At 59.1% G+C, this 16,292-nt stretch carries 16 protein-coding genes; 11 read left to right on the top strand and 5 right to left on the bottom strand.

The genetic code is table 11. The features are described from left to right. Positions 1-169 precede the first annotated feature (169 nt). The 9 genes from ACP7B1_RS24155 (at position 170) to ACP7B1_RS24115 (ending at position 8,896) form a co-directional block, all read left to right on the top strand. Entirely contained in the window at positions 170-904 is a 735-nt protein-coding gene (locus tag ACP7B1_RS24155) for a FadR/GntR family transcriptional regulator (RefSeq protein WP_374042715.1), read from the top strand. Further along, positions 901-2,088 carry a PLP-dependent transferase gene (locus ACP7B1_RS24150; protein ID WP_223616067.1) on the top strand — a complete coding sequence of 396 codons (1,188 nt, stop codon included), beginning with the start codon at positions 901-903 and terminating at the stop codon, positions 2,086-2,088. The genes ACP7B1_RS24155 and ACP7B1_RS24150 overlap by 4 nt, the downstream gene beginning before the upstream one ends. A 25-nt stretch (positions 2,089-2,113) precedes the next feature. Further along, entirely contained in the window at positions 2,114-3,397 is a 1,284-nt protein-coding gene (locus ACP7B1_RS24145; RefSeq protein WP_426137387.1) for an ABC transporter substrate-binding protein, read from the top strand. A gap of 121 nt (positions 3,398-3,518) precedes the next feature. Continuing rightward, positions 3,519-4,445: a carbohydrate ABC transporter permease gene (locus tag ACP7B1_RS24140; protein WP_374042717.1), complete on the top strand. Its 927-nt coding sequence runs from the start codon at positions 3,519-3,521 to the stop codon at positions 4,443-4,445. Further along, positions 4,445-5,293 (top strand): carbohydrate ABC transporter permease, encoded by an 849-nt coding sequence (locus ACP7B1_RS24135; protein WP_346308427.1) that lies wholly within the window; start codon positions 4,445-4,447, stop codon positions 5,291-5,293. Before ACP7B1_RS24140 ends, ACP7B1_RS24135 begins: the two co-directional genes overlap by 1 nt. Before the next feature lie 17 nt (positions 5,294-5,310). Further along, positions 5,311-6,390 (top strand): sn-glycerol-3-phosphate ABC transporter ATP-binding protein UgpC, encoded by a 1,080-nt coding sequence (locus ACP7B1_RS24130; protein ID WP_346308428.1) that lies wholly within the window; start codon positions 5,311-5,313, stop codon positions 6,388-6,390. A gap of 185 nt (positions 6,391-6,575) precedes the next feature. After that, positions 6,576-7,361 (top strand): amino acid ABC transporter substrate-binding protein, encoded by a 786-nt coding sequence (locus ACP7B1_RS24125; RefSeq protein WP_346308429.1) that lies wholly within the window; start codon positions 6,576-6,578, stop codon positions 7,359-7,361. Positions 7,362-7,445: 84 nt separating this feature from the next. Continuing rightward, positions 7,446-8,126, top strand: a complete 681-nt coding sequence (locus ACP7B1_RS24120; protein ID WP_288193239.1) for an amino acid ABC transporter permease — start codon at positions 7,446-7,448, stop codon at positions 8,124-8,126. Further along, the gene (locus tag ACP7B1_RS24115) at positions 8,126-8,896 is read left to right on the top strand and encodes an amino acid ABC transporter ATP-binding protein (RefSeq protein WP_223616076.1); all 771 of its coding nucleotides are present in this window, start codon (positions 8,126-8,128) and stop codon (positions 8,894-8,896) included. Before ACP7B1_RS24120 ends, ACP7B1_RS24115 begins: the two co-directional genes overlap by 1 nt. A gap of 150 nt (positions 8,897-9,046) precedes the next feature. On the opposite strand, the gene ACP7B1_RS24110 is transcribed toward ACP7B1_RS24115, so the two are convergent. Beyond that, positions 9,047-10,528, bottom strand: coding sequence for a sensor domain-containing diguanylate cyclase (locus ACP7B1_RS24110; protein WP_346308430.1), 1,482 nt, complete (start codon positions 10,526-10,528; stop codon positions 9,047-9,049). 400 nt (positions 10,529-10,928) lie between these two features. On the opposite strand from ACP7B1_RS24110, the gene ACP7B1_RS24105 reads away from it, so the two are divergent. Then, positions 10,929-12,161 carry an MFS transporter gene (locus ACP7B1_RS24105; RefSeq protein ID WP_346308431.1) on the top strand — a complete coding sequence of 411 codons (1,233 nt, stop codon included), beginning with the start codon at positions 10,929-10,931 and terminating at the stop codon, positions 12,159-12,161. 14 nt (positions 12,162-12,175) lie between these two features. Here the strand turns inward: ACP7B1_RS24105 and ACP7B1_RS24100 are convergent, their stop codons facing one another. From ACP7B1_RS24100 to ACP7B1_RS24085, 4 genes are read right to left on the bottom strand one after another with little or no spacing between them, the layout of a single operon-like run. After that, the gene (locus ACP7B1_RS24100; protein WP_346308432.1) at positions 12,176-13,051 is read right to left on the bottom strand and encodes an SMP-30/gluconolactonase/LRE family protein; all 876 of its coding nucleotides are present in this window, start codon (positions 13,049-13,051) and stop codon (positions 12,176-12,178) included. Between the two features lie 2 nt (positions 13,052-13,053). Further along, positions 13,054-13,698 carry a 2-dehydro-3-deoxy-6-phosphogalactonate aldolase gene (locus tag ACP7B1_RS24095; protein WP_346308433.1) on the bottom strand — a complete coding sequence of 215 codons (645 nt, stop codon included), beginning with the start codon at positions 13,696-13,698 and terminating at the stop codon, positions 13,054-13,056. Positions 13,699-13,703: 5 nt separating this feature from the next. After that, on the bottom strand, positions 13,704-14,633 hold the full coding sequence (locus tag ACP7B1_RS24090; RefSeq protein ID WP_346308434.1) for a 2-dehydro-3-deoxygalactonokinase: 930 nt from the start codon (positions 14,631-14,633) through the stop codon (positions 13,704-13,706). After that, entirely contained in the window at positions 14,630-15,397 is a 768-nt protein-coding gene (locus ACP7B1_RS24085; protein WP_346308435.1) for an SDR family NAD(P)-dependent oxidoreductase, read from the bottom strand. The genes ACP7B1_RS24090 and ACP7B1_RS24085 overlap by 4 nt, the downstream gene beginning before the upstream one ends. 99 nt (positions 15,398-15,496) lie before the next feature. Here ACP7B1_RS24085 and ACP7B1_RS24080 point away from each other — a divergent pair, with 99 nt between their 5' ends. Beyond that, a complete protein-coding gene (locus ACP7B1_RS24080) occupies positions 15,497-16,279 on the top strand; it encodes an IclR family transcriptional regulator (protein ID WP_346308436.1) in 783 nt (260 codons plus the stop codon). The last annotated feature ends 13 nt before the right edge of the window (positions 16,280-16,292 follow it).

Genomic DNA, 16,292 nt, shown 5'->3' with positions numbered 1-16,292 from the left:
CGCTTCGGTTATCGTTCGGGGAGCGAAGACGCAGCGCCGCGGGCGTTGCGTCTTTTCCCGTTGCCGCTTTCCGGCCATGGCGTTCAAAAAAAATTGAACTGCCATTTGACAAGGGCGCGCTTCCATGCTGAATTGGCACAATGGTCCAACCAATTAAGCAGGGCATTTCGTGATCAACCCGATTCTTTCACCGGTGCAGACATCATCGCGCGACGACGCGGTGCTGAATGCATTGGTGGATTTCGTTGCCAGCGAGGGGTTGAAGCCGGGAGACCGCCTGCCGACGGAGCGGCTGCTGGCGGAATATCTGAAAGTCAGCCGGACGACCGTGCGTGAAGCGCTGACACGCTGGCAGGAACTCGGACTTGTCGAGCGGCGCCAGGGCAGCGGAACCTATCTGCGCTCGGCCGTGACCCGCAACATGCTGCACATGCCGCTGACACTGCCGTCCGGCAATGATTTCAACAGCCTGATGCATACGCTGGAAATTCGCCGCGGGCTCGAGGCGGAAGCGGCAGTTCTGTGCGCCGAGCGGGCCAGCGATGACGACATCGCCTTTATCGAGAAAAAACTGGTCGTCATGGAGGAAGCCTTTCATGCCCGCGCCGGCATGTCTTCGGAGGAAGACTGGGACTTCCATCTGGCGATCTTCCAGACATCGGGCAATCCGCTGTTCGAACAGATCATTGCCGCGATGTATGAAATGTTTCACCGGTTCTGGGAGCATCCGCTTGGCGTGCGCGACTTTGGTCATGCCAGCTTTCCCTACCACCGTACCCTTTTCAACTGCATCGCGGCCCGTGATCCCGTGGGCGCGCGCGCCGAGGCATTGAAACTGATCGCCACGGTTGAGGATGACCTTCGACGCGGCGCCGCAAATCTCAGGAAACAGAGCAAGACATGAACGACAATCCCTTTTTCTATGATCAGGACCTCATGGCCCAGGCGGCGACACTGCTTGCCCATGACGAGCCATTTCCCGGCGGGTCTGTCGTTCCGCCCATCTATCAGACATCGCTGTTTACCTTCGAAAACTATGCGGATATGGCCGATACCTTTGCCGGCCGCAAACGCCAGCCGATCTATTCACGCGGCGACAATCCGACAGTCATGGAATTTGAAAGCAAGATCGCGGCGCTGGAAGGCGCGGAGGCCGCACGGGCGTTCTCCAGCGGCATGGGCGCGATCAGCGCCACCGTGCTGGCCTTTGTCGGGGCAGGGGACCGGATCGTCGCCGTGCGCAACTGCTATGGCGACGCCTACCGCCTGTTCGAGCGCTTGTTGCCGCATCTCGGCATCAAGGTCGATTATGTCGATGGTTCCGATCCGGATGCAGTTGCCGCAGCACTTCCCGGTGCCCGGCTGCTCTATCTGGAAAGCCCCAGCTCCATGATGTTCGAGCTGCAGGATATTGCCCATTACGCGCAACTGGCCAAGCAGCATGGTGTCGTCACCACCATCGATAATTCCTATGCGACGCCGCTGTTCCAGAAGCCGATCAGCCATGGCATTGATCTTGTTCTGCATTCCGCCTCGAAATATCTCGGCGGGCACAGCGACACCGTGGCTGGCGTGGTGGCCGGATCGCGTGAAATGATCGACCGCATCAACGGCCGCACCTATTCCTATCTCGGCGCCAAGCTTTCGCCCTTCGAGGCATGGCTGTTGCTGCGCGGGTTGCGCACGCTGACATTGCGCCTGCCGCACCACATGAAGAGCGGCCTGACCATCGCGGAACGGCTGAAAGGGCGGGACGACGTCGAGCGCGTCATTCACCCGGCCTATTCCAACCATCCTGGTAAGGCAACGCTTACGGGATACACCGGGCTGTTTTCCTTTGAGGTGACCGAGGATGTCGACGTACCGGCGTTTGTCGATGCGTTGAAGCTGTTTCGCATCGGCGTCAGCTGGGGCGGTCACGAGAGTCTTGTCGTTCCGGCGATGGCCTCGTTGCAGCAGACGCCGGACGCCAATTCCATCGGGCGCTTCGGTGTCAGCCCGCGAACCATCCGTCTGCATGTGGGACTTGAAAATGTAGAGGAGCTCTGGGCCGACCTTGTGAATGCCCTGGATAAAGCAAAACGCTAATCAGAAAACCAAGTGGGAGCATAAAATGCAAAAAAGAATGGGAACATTTCTCGCCGGTGCCATGGCGGCATTGGCCATGACCGTATCGTCAGCCTTTGCTGACACGACCATCAAGATGGTCGAAGTGATCACCAGTCCGCCGCGCACGGAACTGCTGAAAAAGCAGATCGCGGGCTTCGAGAAGGCCAATCCGGGGGTCAAGGTGGAACTGGTCTCGCTGCCCTGGGGACAGGCTTTCGAAAAATTCCTGACGATGGTTCAGGCCGGCGATACGCCCGATATCGTCGAAATGCCGGAACGCTGGCTCGGACTCTATGCCAACAATGGCCAGCTCGAAGATCTTGGAGCCTATGTTGCGAAATGGAAGGACGGCGGTACGCTCGGCGAGCGTGCGAAGCAGTTCGGGTCCGTGGTCGACCACAAGCAGTACATGATCCCCTACGGCTATTATGTCCGCGCCATGTTCTGGAACAAGAAGCTGTTTGCCGAAGCTGGGCTCAAGGAAGCGCCAAAGACGCTCGATGAGTTCATGGAAGCCAACAAGAAGATTTCCGCGATCAACGGCAAGTATGGCTACTGCCTGCGCGGCGGCCCCGGCGGCTTCAATGGCGTCCAGATGTTCATGAACATTGCCAATGGCAAAGGCGCGTATTTCAATGCCGATGGCACGGCGACGTTGAACGAGCCGGGCTCGGTCAAGGGTCTCGAAATGCTCGCGGAGATCTACAAGAAGGGCTATGCGCCGAAGGACAGTGTCAGCTGGGGTTTCAACGAAATCGTCACCGGCTTCTACTCCGGCACATGCGCCATGCTCGACCAGGACCCTGATGCTCTGATCGGTATTGCCGAGAAGATGAAAAAGGAAGATTTCGGCGTGGCGCCGATGCCGACCGGACCGAGCGGCAAGTCCTATCCGACACTCGGTTATGCCGGATGGGCCATGTTTGCCAACTCCAAGGTCAAGGATGACGCCTGGAAGCTGATGGGCACGCTGCTGGCACCGGAAGACAATCTGGAATTCGCCAAGAATGTCGGCGTCCTGCCGATCCACAATGGTGCGGACAAGGATCCCTATTTCGGCTCGGAAAGCTTCAAGGGCTGGTTCCAGGAGCTGAGCGACCCGAAGACGTTCGAGTTCGTGACACCGCCGACCCATCTGGAAAATCTCGGCAACTTCTATGATTCCGTATCGGTGAAGAATTTCCAGGAAGTGCTGCTTGGCCAGAAGACAGCCAAGCAGGTTGCGGATGACTGGTCTGCATTCCTGACCGAGCAGCAGCAGGCCTGGATGGCCAAGAACAAGAAATAACTCGACCGGATGCCCTGGCGCCAACAACGCCGGGGCATTTTTCTCATGACTTTCGCCAATCCGGGAATCCGGTGGCGAGGGACGGGGAACTGTTTGCAAAAGAGGGGCCAGAAACATGGCAATGCAATCCACCGCGGCACTGACGCCGCAACAGGAGAGAAGGGCAAGCAGCAAGCGCCGCTTCAGCGCTGCTTTCGAGCCGTGGTTTTATCTCAGTCCGGCGCTTGTCCTGCTGCTTGTCGTTCTGGTGGTTCCGCTGATTTTCGGCGTCAGCTATTCCTTCCGCAAGTTCTCGGCGTTCAAGTCGGACTATGTCGGGCTGGCCCAGTACAAGGCCCTGTTGTCTGATCCGGTTCTCGGACAGGCCCTGATGAACACATTGTGGTGGACCGTTGCCAGCCTGTTTCTCCAGTTCTTTCTTGGACTGGGGCTGGCTCTGCTGCTCGACCGGCCGTTTTTCGGCAAGAAGGTCGTGCAGGCGATTGTCTTCCTGCCATGGGCAGTGCCGTCTTTTCTCTCCGGCCTGACCTGGGCCTGGCTGTTCAATCCCATTGTCGGCCCGCTGCCGCACTGGCTTTTTGCGCTTGGCCTCAAGTCCGAACCCACAAATATTCTTTCCGATCCGGCCACCGCCATGTGGGGACCGATTATCGCCAATGTCTGGTTCGGCGTGCCGTTTTTCGCCATTACCCTGCTGGCGGCATTGAAATCCATTCCATCGGAGCTGCATGAAGCGGCGGCGATTGACGGCGCAAACCCGTGGCAGCGTTTCACCAGGGTGACGCTGCCGTTCCTGGCGCCGACCATCGCCATCACCGTCATGCTGCGAACGATCTGGATCGCCACTTTCGCCGATCTCATCTACGTCATGACCGAGGGTGGCCCGGCCGGTTCGACCAATACGGTTGCGACCTATATCTATGTCAGCGCCTTCAAGACCCTGGACAAAGGCTATGCTTCGGCTGTTGCCGTGCTGCTTCTGGCGCTTCTCATCCTCTATGCGGTTGTGCTGATCCGCATCCGCCGCTCACTTGTGAGGTATTCCTGATGATCGCCGGTCGTTCTCGTAGAGCGCGTATTCTGGGCAGCATCGGCCTTTATAGTGCCGTTGCCGCCTATGTCATCTTCGCGCTGTTTCCGCTGTTCTGGACACTGAAGATTTCCGTCACCCCGCAATCGCTCCTGTATTCCGAAGGCATCACGCTGTGGCCGTCGTCTGCGACCTGGGAGAACTACAAGACCGTACTGCGTGCAACAGACTTCCCGCGTTATTTCCTCAACAGCGTGATTGTCTCTGTCATAACAGCTGTGCTCGTCACCATCATTGCCTCTGCCGCAGGCTATGCCATGTCGCGGTTTTCATTCCGCGGCAAGACGACCGTGGCTGTGACGCTGCTTCTTACGCAGACATTCCCGCTGGTGATGGTCATTCCGCCGATCTATCGCATCATGGGTGAGCTCGGGCTGACCAATAGCCTGACCGGGCTGATCATCATCTACACGGCGTTCAACATCGCCTTCGCAACCTTCCTGATGCAGTCGTTCTTTGATGGCATTCCGAAGGACCTGGAGGAGGCTGCGATGATCGATGGCTGCAGCCGCAGCCAGGCGCTGCGCCGGGTCATCATTCCGCTCACCCTGCCGGGCATGGGCGCGACACTTGGCTTTGTTTTCACCGCTGCATGGAGCGAACTGCTCTTCGCCCTCATGCTGATCAGCAGCGACAGCCAGAAAACCTTTGCCGTTGGCCTGCTCACCTTCATCGGCAAGTTTGCCGTCGACTGGGGACAGATGATGGCCGCCTCGGTGCTGGCGCTCATACCGGCCTGCCTGTTCTTCGGCTTCTTGCAACGCTACCTCGTGACCGGCCTGACCGCCGGTGCCGTCAAGGGATAATCGAAAGAGATAAGCTCATGGCTTCCGTCACCATTACCAATGTTCAGAAAAACTATGGCGCGATGAATGTGTTGTCAGCGGTGGACCTTTCCATTGCCGACGGCGAGTTCGTGGTGCTCGTCGGCCCGTCCGGATGCGGCAAGTCGACCCTGCTGCGCATGATCGCCGGTCTGGAGGAAATCTCCGCCGGGGAAATCCGTATCGGCGAACGTGTCGTCAATGACGTCGCACCGAAGGATCGCGATATCGCCATGGTGTTCCAGTCCTACGCGCTTTATCCGCATATGGATGTGGCATCCAACATGGGCTTCAGCCTGCTGTTGCGCAAAACCGCCAAGGATCTGGTTTTCGCCCGCGTCGGGGCGGCTGCCAAGCGGCTCGGTCTCGACGTCTTCCTGCAGCGCCTGCCGCGTCAGCTCTCCGGCGGCCAGCGCCAGCGCGTGGCCATGGGCCGCGCGATTGTGCGCGATCCCCAGGTGTTTCTCTTTGACGAGCCGTTGTCCAACCTCGACGCAAAATTGCGCGTTCACATGCGCACGGAAATCAAGGCACTGCATCAGCAGCTGAAGACAACATCCGTCTATGTCACCCACGATCAGGTGGAAGCCATGACCATGGCCGACCGCATCGTGGTGATGCATGACGGGGTGATCCAGCAGGTCGGCACACCGCTCGAACTGTACGACCATCCAGCCAACCTCTTTGTCGCAGGCTTCATCGGATCGCCCGGCATGAACTTCCTGCCGGCAGTGGTCAACCGCAGCGATGCCACGGTTGAGGCGCGCCTCGGTGACGGCCAGACAATTGCCCTCAATGCAAAACTGCCCATCGAGGATGGCGAGCGGATAACCCTCGGCATCCGCCCGGAAAACATCGAAGTCGGCAGTTCGGACGCGTTGGAAGTCAAGATCCAGGTCATCGAACCTTTGGGGCTGTCGACCCAGTTCTACACGATCCTGGCTGATGTGCAGGTTTGCATCTATGCGATGGGCCGGACGGACCGCAAGCCGGGGGACACGATGCGCATCGGAATCCGGGCCAGCGACGTGCACGTTTTCAACCCGGCAACCGGGCAAAGGATCGATCCGGCGGCCTGACGCTGAAACATGGCCCTGCCGGTCTTTCAGGCGAGGAATTATTTTTCCTTGTATTGGGTATTCGTGGTATTAAATTCACAAATTCGCGTTTCATGACAGCGAATAGTGCCTGTGCATGCTTAGGACAAAGTGACATTTTCCAATCATCCGCCGAAAGGCTTGGAAACTCAGGATGGAAACAAAAAATGAACTGGCTCAAATCCCTACTCGTCGTTGGCGCTCTGCAGGCTCTGGCAATTGTGCCGATGCAAACCCAGGCGCAGGCGCAATCCAACCTTGAACAGATCAAGACGGCCGGCGTGCTCAAGATCGGCACGGAAGGCACCTATGCGCCGTTCACCTATCACGACACCGCGGGCAAGCTGGTTGGCTTCGATGTGGAAATCGGCGAGGCCATTGCCAAGAACCTCGGCGTAAAAGCCGAATTCCTCGAAGGCAAGTGGGATGGCCTGATCGCCGGGCTCGATGCCAAGCGCTATGACACGGTCATCAACCAGGTCGGTATCACCGAAGCGCGCAAGGCGAAGTATGATTTTTCCGAGCCTTACATCGCCTCCAAGGCCGTGCTGATCACCAAGGGTGACAACACGGACATCAAGTCTTTTGCCGATCTGAAGGGCAAGAAATCCGCCCAGTCACTGTCGAGCAATTTCGGCAAGATCGCCCAGAGCAATGGCGCGGAGCTTGTCGGCACGGATGGCTTTGACCAGTCGATCCAGCTCCTGCTCAGCGGCCGTGCCGATGCGACGGTCAATGACAGCCTGTCTTTCCTCGATTTCAAGAAGCACAAGCCGGACGCCAATGTGAAGATCGCAGCAACCCAGGACAATGCCGATTTCTCCGGCATCATCATCCGCAAGGGTGAACCGGACCTGCTTGCCGCCATCAACAAGGCGCTTGTAACCATCAAGGCTGACGGGACTTACAAGCAGATCGCCGACAAGTATTTCGGCCAGGACGTTTCGAAGTAAGGCTGTTTACGCCCGGAAAAAAGTACGCTCTAACAGGGCAGGGGGATCACACTCCCTGCCTTTTCTTTTGAGGGAGATGCAGCCTTGTCCCATTGGCTGACACTGATGCTTGAATCGCTCGGGCCGCTCCTGTGGGCCGGGCTGATTTTCACCATTCCGTTGACGCTCTTGTCCTTTGTGCTCGGGCTGACTGTCGGTTTGATCGCGGCACTCGTCCGGCTCTTCGCCGCTTGGCCCTTCGTGGCTATCGTCAAGTTCTATGTCTGGATCATTCGCGGCACGCCGCTGCTGGTGCAACTGTTCCTGATTTTCTACGGGCTCCCCAGTGCCGGCATCGTGCTCGACGCTTTCACTGCGGCCCTGATCGGCTTCACCCTCAATATCGGCGCCTATACATCGGAAATCCTGCGTGCTGTGATTTCATCCGTGCCGCGCGGGCAGTGGGAGGCAGCCTATTCCATCGGGATGACCTGGTCGCAGGCCATGCGCCGCACCATCCTGCCGCAGGCGGCGCGTGTGGCAGTGCCGCCGCTGTCGAACACCTTCATCTCCCTCGTCAAGGACACATCGCTGGCCGCTGCCATTACCGTGCCTGAAATGTTTCAGGCAGCGCAGCGCATCGTTGCCACCACCTATGAGCCGTTGATCCTCTATGTGGAGGCAGCGATCATCTATCTGATCCTGAGCTCTGTCCTTTCTTCCCTGCAGGCGCGGCTTGAACAGCGTCTCAATCGTTATGGCGGATTTCTGGAGGCACGGTCATGATGATTGAACTGAAGCATATCGAGAAGCGTTTCGGCGATCTGACGGTTCTGAAGAATGTGTCTCTGAGCATTGCCGAAGGCTCGGTCATGGCGCTTGTCGGACCCTCCGGCGGCGGCAAGAGCACCTTGCTGCGCTGCATGAATCTCCTGGAGATTCCGACCTCCGGTTCCGTGGAAATTGACGGTGACCGGCTGGATTTCCAGCCTGGTGTCAAGGTGACCACCAAGTCCATCCAGCTGGTACGCCGGCATTCGGGCATGGTGTTCCAGAACTTTCAGCTGTTTCCGCATCGCACCGTGATCGAGAACGTGACGGAGGGGCTGACGACCGTTCTGAAATGGCCGAAGGAGAAGGCGCGGGAGCGGGCCATGGCGCTGCTCGACAAGGTTGGCCTTGCGCACAAGGCGGAAGTCTGGCCGTCAACCCTCTCCGGCGGGCAACAGCAGCGCGTCGCGATTGCGCGCGCACTGGCCCCATCGCCGAAAATCCTGCTCTGCGACGAGCCGACATCGGCGCTCGATCCTGAACTCTCGGGTGAAGTCGTCGATGTGCTTGCCCAACTCGCACGTGAGGGAACGACCATGGTCATGGCGACACATGATCTGCGGCTGGCTTCGCGCATTGCCAATCAGGCCATCGTGCTCGACGGCGGCGTGATCGTGGAGACCGGCACGTCGCACGATATCTTCACCCAGCCGAAGCAGGAACGCACCAAGCGCTTTATCGCGACGCTGACCCATGAGGGTCATATGCATGGCGAGGGCATCTGAGGGTAAAGCTGCGATAAGTCCTCGTTATCGCAGCAAAGCCGCACTTTGAAATAGAACCCACCCGGCTACATACAAAGATCGCATAAGAGTAGTTATGGAACTACTCTTTGTTGCCAGGATACAGACATGTCCCGACAACAGCCAAGGCAATCAGCCCTGTTCGCGCACGGTCGTACCGCTGCGCCAGCCGGTTTCACCGGTCGAATAGCGCAGCCGCTTGTCCTGATACATCTGCAGGTCGGCGCGCTTTGCCACGGCTTCCAGTTTCTCGCCGGCTGCACTGGTGGCCCAGCCAATCGAAAAACTCAACGGAATATTGGAATAGTACTGGTTGTTGATCTCGATCAGGCTGACAATTTCCTCGACGATTGCCACCGCACCGGGTTCATCGACTGCCGGCAGAAGTACGGCAAATTCATCGCCGCCGATCCGCGCGGCATAGTGCGGCGGCTTCACGGCTTCGCTGAGGATTTCGCCGGCCCGGCGCAACAGTCCATCGCCGACACCGTGGCCCCATTGATCATTGGTTGTCTTCAATCCGTTGAGATCGAGGATGACGATGGAGACCGGAAAGAACTCCCGGCGTTCCAGCCGGTTCAACTCGTCGACGTAGAAGGCACGGTTGTGCAGACGCGTCAGCACATCGTGCTTGCCGAGATATTCAAGATAAGCTTCGGCCTTCTTGCGCGCGGTGATATCGGTCAGCGATATCTGAACCAGTGACCAGTCTGTTTCATGCCCGGGCAGTACGGAAAACTGCAGAAGGACATGGCGTTCGGAGCCGTCGAGCGCGTAATTGACCGTCTCCCGCTGATGGAACAGCTTGCCGTTCCACAAGTCGATCAGCTGTTCGCGGAAATGCACGTTCATCTCGTCCTTGAACACGTCGGGCAAGCGGCGCAGCAAGGTCATGGCGTCCGGCGCCTGGAACAGCTTGAGCGTTTCGCGGTTCACGTCGATGACACGGATTTCGCTGGCGCATTGCTGGACGAATTCCGGATGAACATCGGTGAAAACCCGGAAGTCTTCGATGCCGCGGTTGCGCAGCCCGTCAAGCAGCTTCTTGATTTTGCTGAAATCCTCAACCCACAGGGATACGGGAGAATGCTCGAAGAGACCCTCGGCATAGCGCTGGCTTGCCGCGTGCTGCCGTCTCGCTTCTTCCCGGTCGGTCACGTCCTCGATGGAGATAAGAACCTTTTCCCAGCTTGTTTCATAGCCGGGCAGGACCTTGCCGCGCAGCTGGATATCGAGGCGTTTGCCGGACAGCGAATAGTTCACGGTGTCGCTGGAAAATTCGCCCTTGCCTTGCCAAAGCTGCGCCAGTTCCTGCACATGCGTCTGTAGCATGTCGTCGCGGAAAATGGCACCGAGATTGGCGACGAGTTCGCTGAAATCAACGGCTTCAAACAGCGACAGTGTCTTCTTGTTGACCTTGATGACGCGGATGAGCCTTGCGCAATCGCGTACCCGGTTTTCATCCTCGCGCAGATAGGACGTGATGTCGTCGACACCGGTCTGCCGGAGGGAATCGAAGAATTTCCGGACGTCGCTGAAATCTTCCAGCCAGAGGGAAATGGGAGCAAGATCAAATGCGTCTATTTCGTCCTGATGCAAATTCAGCTTGTCCATCGGATTATGTCTCCCGGCCGGAGGAATATGGTTAATATTCCAGCCTGATTGGCAGCTTTGACGCTATTGTCAACTACTCCAAGTTGCGTTCACTGCAAATTGCACCGGTTCTCCCGGACATGTGTCCGGAAACACGCATCGGCGCGGCCTTTTTTCGCTGCGAGGGAGAGCCAGACACACTTCCCTGCCGCCTCTAGTCCGTTGGTCTAATTTTCGGTCATTTCGATCTGATGTAGGCTTTTTGTGCGAGGATAATCCAACAGAGCATGATTATGACAAACCCAGCATATGCAATTGCGACAGCCGATGGAGAGGCTCCGGTAGCCATAACCGCTGGTTGTACTTCGGTGTTTTGGTCGCCAGAAGTCATCTCGCCGCATGGCGATAGCCAGAAAATCGGTTGAAACGCTGCGCTTTCCCATCGTCCATCCTGCCCGCGGACAGGACAGTTCGCGGGCTTGCCATTGTCCAGACGATGGGTGCCGTCGCCGCCGGTGTATATTTTTCCAGTTCTGCCTTGTTCTTTTCCAGAGCATCCGGTTTGGCGCCGCTCGAAATCGGCCTTGGTCTGACGGTAGCCGGATTGGTTGGCTTGCTTGTGCCATTGCCCATCGGCATTCTTGCCGATCGCTGGAACGCGCGCAACATTGCGGCGTGGCTGACCGTTGGGGCCGGCGTCAGCGACTGGATTTTCCTGTTGGTTAGCGGGGTCACGGCCTTTGTCATAACCGCCTGTTGCTTTGCCGCATGTCTGCGTGGCGCCATGACCGCGCGCATGGCGATGATTGCGACCCTTATTGATGCCAGCCAGCGCACGCAAACGAGCGCGTATCTGCGTGCGCTCGGCAATTGCGGCCTATCGGCCGGTGCCATGATCGGCGGCCTGGCATTGTATTTCGACAGTTTGACCGGCTATCGGCTGGCCTTTGCCCTTGGCGGGGCAATTTTCCTCGTTGCTGCTGCCGCCTATCGTTTGCTGCCGCCCGTGGTGCCGGGGCTTGCCACCGTCCGGAAAGGTTCTCCGCTCACCGTGCTGGGAGACCGGCCCTATATGATCCTGACGCTGCTCAATACGGTCATTCTCCTCTATATTCCTCTGCTCAACATGGCGCTGCCCCTGTGGATTGCCCTGCACACCAATGCACCGCTTTGGATCGCGTCGGTCCTCTATGGCCTGAATACCGTAAGTGTCATGCTGATGCAGGTGCGGCTGGCACGCCGGGTCACCAATGCATGCGAGGCGCGCAGGTCGATCTTCTTCGCCACCCTTCTGCTGTCTGCGGCCTGTTTCTTTTTTGCAGCAATGGCTGTGCCATCGGCGGTATGGCTGACGGTGGTGTTCGCTCTGCTGGCGGCCATGCTGCATGTATTGGGTGAGATGATGCACATGGCCGGAGCCTGGGATCTGAGCTTCCGACTGGCGCCGCCGGGGCAGGAGGGCGAATATCAGGGTTTCTTCAATACCAGTTCTGCGGCCGCCGAAATGTTCGGCCCCATTCTGCTAACGGCCCTGCTGGTTGGCTGGGGTTTGCCGGGCTGGGTGTTTCTGGCCATTGTCTTTTCAGCCACCGGCTTCAGCATCATGGTCCTATTCGGCAAGCAAGCGTATCTGGTGCGCGACCTTTCGGGATGAGACGGGCAAGATTGTCACAACCGCACAGGCGGATCGAAACGCCCCTTCCCGGCCAGCTCGATCAGGAATGTCTTGCCGGCATTGGGATCGGATTTTTGCTCCGCTTCCGTCATGTCATGATAGGCAGTCGTTACCACCAGGGCTGCGGAGTCGGCGTCGATGAACGCCGGGCAGGATGGTTGCCGCGCCGGGGTGGCGATCGAACGGATGCGTCTGCCATCGGGTGAATAGACATCGATATGCGAGCGGCCCCAGCATGCATTCCAGAGATTGCCGTCGCGGTCAACGACGGAGCCGTCGATGCCGCCGGCGTCCTTGTGCTGGTAGAAGACCGCGGGCTCGCCGATGGGCAGGCCGGTGTGCGGATCCGTATCGACCCGCCAGATGATATTGCGGGTGGTATCGGCGAAATAGCTGATGCGCCCGTCCGGCGAGAAGCAGATCGAGTTCGTGATCGAAATGCCGGTGAAAAGGGTGCGCAGCTGCCCTTCCCGGTACCAATAGATCGATCCTGCCCCCTTCTGCGATTTCTTGCCCATGGTGCCGATCCAGAAGGCGCCCGCCGGATGGACGCGGGCGTCGTTCGAGCGGGTCACCGGATTATCCGCCTCGATGGGCTGGTGCATGACCGTGTGTCCGCTCTTGCGGTCGCGGATAAACAGACCTGTTTCCGTCGCGATCAGCTGGCGCCCCGCATCGATCACAGCAAGCGCGCTCGCCATCTGGCCGAGCGGGTAGATTGCGGCCGGACCTCCGGCGCGCGGCTTCTCGAAAAGCCGGCCGGTGACGATATCGAACCACCAGATCGTGCTTGTCAGCGGATCGTAACCGGGGCCCTCGCCGAGTTCACATGGGTCGTCGTGCAGGATGCTGATCTTCGGCTGATCCATGGTCAGGCTCCGGCTTGGAAGGTGCGGTCATAGGCCTCGACTGTCGCCCTTGCCCGTTCAGCGACGTGGGAAGCGGATGCGCCGACCTTGTACAGGCTGGAACCCAGGCCGAAGGTGCGAACCCCGACCTTGGCGTAGGCGGCAAAGCCGTTCTCGTCGACGCCGCCGACGGCGCCGATGACTGTTCCCTTCGGCAGGATGGCGCTGATCGCCTTGATGCCGTCCGGCCCCAGGACGCTTGCCGGGAAAAACTTGAGGCCCGAGGCTCCGGCCTGCAAGGCGGCCAGCGCTTCCGTCGGCGTGAACACGCCGGGCATGGTGACCATCCCGGCCCGGGCGGCGGCGGCCAGCACGGCGGCATCGACATTGGGGCTGATCATCAGGCGGCCCCCGGCTGCATCGAGGCGCGCAATGTCGGCGGGATCAAGCACGGTGCCTGCCCCGATCAGGACATGGGATGGCAGCGTCTTTGCCAGGAGCTCGATGGACTGGAACGGTTCGGGTGAATTCAGCGGCACCTCGATGACATCGATACCGGCTTCCACCAGTTCTTCGCCGATGGCCAGCACTTCATCCGGCTTGACGCCGCGCAGGATCGCGATGAGATCGCGCTTCAGTTTCGGCCAGGGAGCGGACGATTGGGGCATTGGAATTATCCTTGTATGGCTGGCCAAAGCTGTGACGCGGCAACGAACAGGCCCTTGCGCACCGCTTCATCGGCGTCGACGATATCGAAGTTCAGGCCGGCAACGGTCATGGCTTTTGCATAAAGCGTGGCCATCGCGCCGGATGCGACGAGTGCAATGGTGGCCGAGGTGCCGAATTTTTCCTTGGCCCCGGCAATTTCCGTTCCAATGAGCAGACCGGACAGCCGCGACGCGGCACCGTCCGGCGGCAGATTTTCCAGCAGCATGGCAGCGCGGATGCCAAAGAGCTCGCCCAGCATGCGCCGGTTGCCGCCAAGCATCAGTTCAAGCCCCGCGGTGAATTGGGGGTGGTCCGGTGTCACCGCTTCTGCGGCGTTGCCGATGGAATGCCGCAGGATCGAATGCCCGGCCAGAAGCGCATAGAGCTCGCCGGTCAGGAAGGTGGAAAATGACGTTGCCCTGCCCTCGTCCAGCTCGACCCATTTCGAATGCGTGCCGGGCATCGCCACGAGGCCGCTGCGCAGATTGCGCGCCAGCATGGCACCCAGCAGCTGGGTTTCCTCGCCCCGCATGACATTGGGCGCGCTGCCCGACTGCGACAGGCCGGGAATAATACGCACATCGCGCCTGATACCGGCAATCTTCACCGCCCCGGAAAGAATGGCGGTAAGATCCGCCGGAACCGGGACATAATTGGCTTCCACCCAGCCCTGACGCGAACCCGCCATGCCGCAGATGATGACCGGCAAATCCGCCGGCGCTTGCAGGCTGGCGAGATGATCCTCGAGCGTTTCAGCAAAACCGCGCGCGCGGGAGGTATCCAGACCGTCGTCCGAACGCCGCTCGGCGACGACATGGCCTTCACGGTCGAGAAGCCAGAGACGGAAACGGCTCGTTCCCCAGTCGGCAACGGCATAGGTTGCAGCGGTGGTCACAGATAGCCTCCATCGACAATCAATGTCTGGGCGGTGAGCATGCGGGCGGCATCGGAGGCGAGAAACAGGCAGGGGCCGACCATGTCGCCGGGCTGGATTTCTTCCTTGAGAACCTGCTTATCGATGTGGGACTTCAAACCGTCTTCCGTCACCCAGAGTTCGCGCTGACGGTCGGTGATGACCCATCCCGGCGCGATTGCATTGACGCGGATTTTCTCCGGCCCAAGGCGTCCTGCAAGGCCTTTGGTCAGGCCGATAATCCCAGCCTTTGCAGCGGTATAGGAGGGAAAGTTGCCCTGATTGATCATGAAGGACGTCGAGGTGAAATTGACAATGGAACCGCCCCCCGCCTGCCGCATGCCCGGCACAACGGCCTGCGCGGCAAAGAACTGCGGACGCAGATTGACCGACTGGTTCTTGTCCCAGTATTCGACGGTCACATCATCGATGTCGTGCCTGTCGTCCCAGGCGGCATTGTTCACAAGCACCGTCACCGGGCCGTGGGCCTCAATGGCGCGGCCGATAGAGGCACGCAGCGCTTCGATATCGCGCAGGTCCGTGTTGAGATAGAGCGGCCGATTGCCATATTCGCGGTCGAGGCGCTCTGCCAGTGCCTGCGAAGCCTCATCTGCAATGTCGATGAAGGCAACGCGCGACCCCTGGCGTACAAACCCTTCCGTCAACGCTGCGCCGATCCCGGACCCTCCCCCGGTGATCAGGACAGAACGATCTTTCAGGTCAGGGAAAATCGCCGAGGGCATCATGAGAAAATCTCGCTGCATTGTTCCATTATTTGGAACTTGATTTGACTATATAGAATAGTCATCCTATGGTACCGAAAGTCAAGAGGCGGTTGCGATTCAATGGGCAAGGCACGGGAAAATTCAACGGGGACGCTCGGAAAGGCGCTTGAGGTCGTGCACATCATAGCGTCATCGCCCGTGCCGCTTCGCTTTACCGATGTGCTCAAACTGTCCGACCAGCCGCGTGGCACACTGCACCGGCAAATATCCAATCTGATCGAGGAAGGACTTCTCGACCTGAACCGGGATCACTCCTACGGCCTCGGGCTACGCCTGCTGGAATTTGCCTCCAGGGCCTGGGCCAGCAATGATTTTCGCACCATTGCCGAACCGCACCTGCAGAGACTGCACGAGCAGACCGGTGAAACGGTTCATTTGGGCGTTTTGCGGGGTATCGAGGTGATCTACCTCGACAAGGTCGAAAGCCGGCAGAGCGTGCGCATGTATTCGCAGATCGGCAATACCGCCCCGGTCTATTGCACCGGCGTCGGCAAGGCAGCCCTGTCCGCCCTGCCCGACGACGAGCTTCAGGCACGCATTGCCCAGATCGCTTTTCAGCGTTTTACTCCGAGCACGCTGCCCGATGCCGAGGCGCTATTGCAGGAAATCGAGCAGATCCGGGTGGAAGGCAATGCCTATGACCGGGAAGAACACGAGGCGGATATCTGCTGCGTTGCCGCGCCGATACATGCCAATAACCGGCACTTCGTTGCGGGCATTTCCGTCACCGGCCCCGCCTACCGCATAACTCCGGACGTCTTGCAGTCCTGGGCCGGCATTACCCGCACTGCGGCTGCCGCGATCATGGCAAACATGGCCACACGTCTTTCACCCCGCGCATAGGCTTTGGGTTGCA

It is taken from the genome of Phyllobacterium sp. SL163, assembly GCF_049896885.1.
GTDB lineage: Bacteria > Pseudomonadota > Alphaproteobacteria > Rhizobiales > Rhizobiaceae > Phyllobacterium > Phyllobacterium calauticae.
The sequence above is the reverse complement of the archived record's forward strand: the minus strand, read 5'-3'. Positions and strand labels throughout refer to the sequence as shown.

What these genes read in the sequence shown, in the direction of transcription:
- ACP7B1_RS24135 (WP_346308427.1), top strand. Translation starts at nt 4,445, where the DNA reads ATGATCGCCGGTCGTTCTCGTAGAGCGCGTATTCTGGGCAGCATCGGC.
- ACP7B1_RS24150 (WP_223616067.1), top strand. Translation starts at nt 901, where the DNA reads ATGAACGACAATCCCTTTTTCTATGATCAGGACCTCATGGCCCAGGCG.
- ACP7B1_RS24080 (WP_346308436.1), top strand. Translation starts at nt 15,497, where the DNA reads ATGGGCAAGGCACGGGAAAATTCAACGGGGACGCTCGGAAAGGCGCTT.
- ACP7B1_RS24125 (WP_346308429.1), top strand. Translation starts at nt 6,576, where the DNA reads ATGAACTGGCTCAAATCCCTACTCGTCGTTGGCGCTCTGCAGGCTCTG.
- ACP7B1_RS24085 (WP_346308435.1), bottom strand. Translation starts at nt 15,397, where the DNA reads ATGATGCCCTCGGCGATTTTCCCTGACCTGAAAGATCGTTCTGTCCTG.
- ACP7B1_RS24130 (WP_346308428.1), top strand. Translation starts at nt 5,311, where the DNA reads ATGGCTTCCGTCACCATTACCAATGTTCAGAAAAACTATGGCGCGATG.
- ACP7B1_RS24110 (WP_346308430.1), bottom strand. Translation starts at nt 10,528, where the DNA reads ATGGACAAGCTGAATTTGCATCAGGACGAAATAGACGCATTTGATCTT.
- ACP7B1_RS24095 (WP_346308433.1), bottom strand. Translation starts at nt 13,698, where the DNA reads ATGCCCCAATCGTCCGCTCCCTGGCCGAAACTGAAGCGCGATCTCATC.
- ACP7B1_RS24100 (WP_346308432.1), bottom strand. Translation starts at nt 13,051, where the DNA reads ATGGATCAGCCGAAGATCAGCATCCTGCACGACGACCCATGTGAACTC.
- ACP7B1_RS24115 (WP_223616076.1), top strand. Translation starts at nt 8,126, where the DNA reads ATGATTGAACTGAAGCATATCGAGAAGCGTTTCGGCGATCTGACGGTT.
- ACP7B1_RS24145 (WP_426137387.1), top strand. Translation starts at nt 2,114, where the DNA reads ATGCAAAAAAGAATGGGAACATTTCTCGCCGGTGCCATGGCGGCATTG.
- ACP7B1_RS24140 (WP_374042717.1), top strand. Translation starts at nt 3,519, where the DNA reads ATGCAATCCACCGCGGCACTGACGCCGCAACAGGAGAGAAGGGCAAGC.